Consider the following 4846-nt stretch of genomic DNA (forward strand, 5'->3'; position numbering starts at 1 on the left):
CAAATACCGCAATTCCCAATCTGACTCGATCTAGTAAATTTATCTGCACCTTGGGGTTGGGGGGTAGGGGGTAGGGGTTAGGCTTTGGGCTTTAGGCTTTAGGTTTTGGGCTTTAGATTTTAGATACTTTGTAGGGTGGGCAGTGCCCACCATCAGGGTTACAGATGATTTTAGTATTTAAAATAATTGTGTTTACCTACTTCTATAAAATTTAGAGATATATAAGTAGCTGGGGTTAACTAAGTAGGTAGATGCAATTATTTGTAAGATAGATTATGGCTGAAACCTAGCTGGTGGTCAGCGATTCGCGCCCTGGAGGTTTCCTCCAGATCGAGCGAATCAAGACAGTGCCCACCCTACACGATATCTTATATTTAATTACGCCCAGATACTTAAATATAAGAGGCTAATTGTGCCTACCTACTCATACATCGACTTGTGTTTGACTTGCGATCGGGTATCGCCAAATTATCGATTTGCTCTAGCATATGCGAGAGCCTCTAAACATTTATCGTTGAAGACAGGCGAACGATCGATCCGGTCTGAAGTTGGCTATTATATCAAGACTTGGGGACGAGTATTTGCTCGATCGCAGCCAATAGCCTACGCTAATGCGGCGGTAACGATCGATAACGCAACGATAGGAGCGGTAATCGTGCGGAGAATCTGGCGTCCGAGGGAGACAAGCTGAAACTGATGTGCGAGTGCTAACTGGATTTCAGCAGGCGTCCAGCCGCCTTCAGGGCCGATCGCGATGAGAATGGGTCGATCGCTAATTTTGCTCGATTGGAGACAGGTGAGGAGGTGGGGATGTTCGCCTCTAGCTTCGCACAGATATTTGGCGCTTGGATCGGGAAGTTCGCTCAAAATGCGCTGTAGAGACTGTGGTTCGGCGATCGTGGGGATAGTGAGTCGTTCCGATTGTTCGGCAGCTTCCTGGGCGATTTTGCACCATCTCTGATACTTTTGGGGACTGGGAACTAGCAAGGTGCGATCGCTCAGGGCGGGGAGGATATTCGTCACGCCGAGTTCGGTACAGGCGCGGACGATATCGTCAAAGTTATTCCCTTTGGGGAGAGCGCAAATCAGGGTAATCGGGGGTGAAAGTTGGCGATTTACTGAGCTGGTGCCTGGGGTAATTAATTCAACGATCTGGGCATTTGATGTCGCTAATTCGCACAGATACAGTTGTCCGGTACCGTCGATCGCGTGAAACTTGCTGCCAGTTGGCAGGCGGAGGACGCGGGTAAGGTAGTGATGTTGTGCTGGTGTGAGTAAGATGTCTCGATCGACAATTTGACTGGGGGAGATCGCGATCCGTTGCAATGTTTTTAAAAAATTGATTACAAGATGTTTTTCGTGTAAGATAAAAAAATGATACTGCGGTCAAATTACGGGGAATACTAATAGAGTATGACTCGAAATGTCCAATCCTAGCGTTCTGGTAAATCAATGGTTGCATCTACCAACAACTTAGACCGATGTTATCAGTTACTCGGCATCTATCGCGGCGCATCGATAGAGGAGCTGAAAACTGCCTACCGTTCCTTGGCTCGCAAACTGCATCCCGATCTCAACCCAGGTGATGTTGACGCACATCAACGTTTTATCTCGCTCAATCAAGCTTATCAAACTTTACTCGCGGGAATTACGGCAACTGCCAAGCCTCACCCCGATCGAACGACTCAGCAGACACCAGCCAGTACGACTAAGACTCGCGTTACTACTGCGCCACCATCAACCACCACCCAAAAACAGCCGCAAGATAGCGATCGATTGAAGTGGCAATTGTATGATGAATTACAGTCTTTATTAAAGCAACAACAATTTTTAAAAGCGATCGTCTTAATTGAGGGTTTAGCTCATCATTCCCCTCAAGATCGTCAGGTTTGTCAATGGCAAGGGATTATTTATTCTCAATACGGCAATCAATTAATCCACCGCCGCGAATTTGATAAAGCGCGAATCTATCTCAAAAAAGCCCTCAAGGTCGATCCTCACAATCGTCAATTGTGGCAAGAAGTCGATCGTGGATTCAATCGGATTACTCAATTAAGTTAACTGTGGATAGTGTTTTAGTGGATAGTGGATAGTGTTTTAGTGGATAGTGGATGGTGAAAAGGTGCTGTACTTAGGGAGAACCTGAGTAGAGTTTGTTGCTGGTGCAGTATGTGAGTTAACGAGACACAGGGGTTTAAATCCCCACCCTAAAAACCCAATTATCAATTATCAATTAACCATCGATCGCGCCTAATAATTTGAGCGTTTGCCGTTGTCCCAATGCCAAGCCAGTAGCTCCGGTAATATTCAGATCTTCGTAGGGACGACTGAGGCGCAGCCGATGGATCGCGCGATCTCCATCGACATCCCAGATCGCGATCGTTTCATCTTCGCCAGCACTAGCGATCTGGCTGCCATCGGGACTATAGGCGATCGACCACACCCAATTTTGATGGTCGGTATAGGTTTGGAGACATTCACCAGTGGGAATCTGCCAGCGTTTAATCAGTCTGTCACCGCTACCGACGATCGCGTGATAATCCGGATTGGATGTGGCCGCGATCGGTGTGGGACTAAACGCTACAGTCAGGATGAGACTATTGTGAACGATCTTTGTGGGCAAGCATTCCCAATTAGTTGTGTTCCAAATTTTGACAGTGTTGTCCATGCCACCACTGGCGAGGTAACGTCCGTCCGGACTAAATGCCACGGTTAAGACGGGCAAAGCGTGAGCAATAATCGTTTGCAAACACTTACCTGTATCCAGATCCCAAATCCGCACGGTATGTTCGCAAGCAGTCGCAATCGTCCGATTTATAGCGCACAAGGCAACTGCTTGAATGCGATTGGGGTGTCCTGACGAGCGAGCGAGTTTGCCAGTATCGATCTCCCAGATCTGGAGATCGGCTTGATAATTACCCACAATTAACTGCTGGCTATCGGGACTAAATACTAGCGCACAAGTCCCTTCCATCTCGGCATCATCAGCACCGCTTCGCTGAACGATCGTTTGAATGCAGGTCAGGTCTTGTAAATCCCAAATTCGGAGCGTACGATCGAGACTACTACTTGCCAAATATCGTCCATTGGGACTCACAGCCAGTGTCGGTACCGCAGCGAGATGTCCGGTTAAGGTGTGAAGGCACGTCAGACTCTGCCAATCCCACAGTCGAATCCCCCCATCGCGATGACAGCTTGCCAACCAGCCGCGCTGCGGTACGAACGCGATCGATTTAATCCAGTTACTATACCCACTAATAGTTTTGACACATTTACCCTGTTGCAGATCCCAAATCGAGATCGTCCGATCCTCGCTCCCGCTGACTAGATGCCGATCGTCAGCAGCTAGCGAAATCGACCAAATCCGGTCTTGATGCGCGCGAAACGCCATCCTACAAGAGCCTGCTGTCAAGTTCCACACCCGGATCGTCCGATCTTCACCAGCACTGATGAGGGTCTTGCCGTCAGTGCTAGTATCGATCGACCATACCCAGTCTGTATGTCCGTCGAGGGTTTGCAGCAGTTGCCCAGAAATTGTGTCCCAGATATAAATCGTCGCTGACATCCCGCTGACAATCAGTTGCCGACCGTCAGGACTATAGATCGTCCGAATTACCCAATGTTCGTGCTGCAAAATGTGTAAACATGCACCAGTTGCCAAATCCCAAATCCGCACGGTACCATCGGCACTCGCACTCGCCATCTGGCGCTCATCGGGACTGTAAGCGATCGAAAATACCCAATTAGTATGCCCCCTCAATACCTGGAGACAATAGCTATCTACCTGCGGAACAGATACGGCACAGAGTACTTTTACCAGATCGTAGATCCGAATCAAAGTATCGTCGCCACAGATGGCGACCCGGCGACCATCTTGGGTAAATTGCATCCCTCTTAACGTCTGAGTATGGGGGCCGATCAGCGCGATTTGGTTGCCAGTGGCAATGTCCCAAAATCTCACCGTCCCATCCTCGCTAGAACTAGCCAAAATCCGCCCGTCAGCACTAAAGGACAGCGCCCGCGTCCAGTTAGTATGTCCCTGATAGATGGCAACTCGTTGGCCGTCCCTACTGTGCCACAACGAGACATCACCATTGGCTTCGCCAGTGGCAATCAGATTGCCATCGGGATGATACACCGCAAAGACAATTCCGCCAAAGGCTTGTGTAAATACACAGCGATCGAAGATCGCGCCAGCAAAATTGACTCGTTCGAGGATCGCCCCCGCCAAATACGCCGAGCGGATCGGTAATGAAGAACAGTCTAAATCTTTCAGCGTGCGTGGCTCTAGTTCCAACAGTAACATGAGGATATTTCCCGCTAGATAGCCAGTCGGGATCGGATCGAGGGTCTGCCACACGCCTAGAATCTGCCGGAGGTGCTGACTGAGCTGCTGGCGAGATCCCCACTGCTCGATCGATCGATCGAGAATGGGTCGCAAAATCGACTGGGTTTGGGTTTGTCGCAGATAATCTTTGGTCTGTGCCTGAATGATGGCGTAAGTGTTGAGGTGATAAAAACGCTCGATCGGATCTAGAGTTGGCTCAGCAGGGTTTGGCGGGGCGAGTTCGGCGACAAATCGCTCGATCGCTCTAGTGGTAACATAAGCGATCGTGACTGGCTGGAGCGACCAGTTCCGCTCCTGTGAGGTGATAATGCACCGCCGGGACAGCGACTGGAGCGCGTTCATCATCTCCCCGGACATCTGGCGATCCGCCAAATTCGACCGCAATTGGTTGCTACTAATCGGTTCGCGCTCCAGCGCCAGCCAGTAGACTAGTTGTTGTTCGATCGGCGATAACCGCTCGAATTGCCGTTGGAGGATATCATCGATATTCCGAAACTG

General features: G+C 49.6%; 3 protein-coding genes. 1 reads left to right on the top strand and 2 read right to left on the bottom strand.

Features of this window, described 5'->3' with window-relative positions:
- Positions 1-603 precede the first annotated feature (603 nt).
- Positions 604-1326, bottom strand: coding sequence for a 16S rRNA (uracil(1498)-N(3))-methyltransferase (locus RMO52_RS18605; RefSeq protein ID WP_310417224.1), 723 nt, complete (start codon positions 1324-1326; stop codon positions 604-606).
- 126 nt (positions 1327-1452) lie between these two features.
- Here RMO52_RS18605 and RMO52_RS18610 point away from each other — a divergent pair, with 126 nt between their 5' ends.
- Positions 1453-2061, top strand: a complete 609-nt coding sequence (locus RMO52_RS18610) for a DnaJ domain-containing protein (protein ID WP_310417228.1) — start codon at positions 1453-1455, stop codon at positions 2059-2061.
- 172 nt (positions 2062-2233) lie between these two features.
- On the opposite strand, the gene RMO52_RS18615 is transcribed toward RMO52_RS18610, so the two are convergent.
- Positions 2234-4846: WD40 repeat domain-containing protein (locus RMO52_RS18615; RefSeq protein WP_310417231.1), on the bottom strand; the 2613-nt coding region annotated here is incomplete at its 5' end.

It is taken from the genome of Chamaesiphon sp. OTE_8_metabat_110 (genome assembly GCF_031382685.1).
Taxonomy (GTDB): domain Bacteria; phylum Cyanobacteriota; class Cyanobacteriia; order Cyanobacteriales; family Chamaesiphonaceae; genus Chamaesiphon.

Coding starts and splice junctions, on each gene's coding strand:
- RMO52_RS18610 (WP_310417228.1), top strand. CDS start 1,453: ATGGTTGCATCTACCAACAACTTAGACCGATGTTATCAGTTACTCGGC.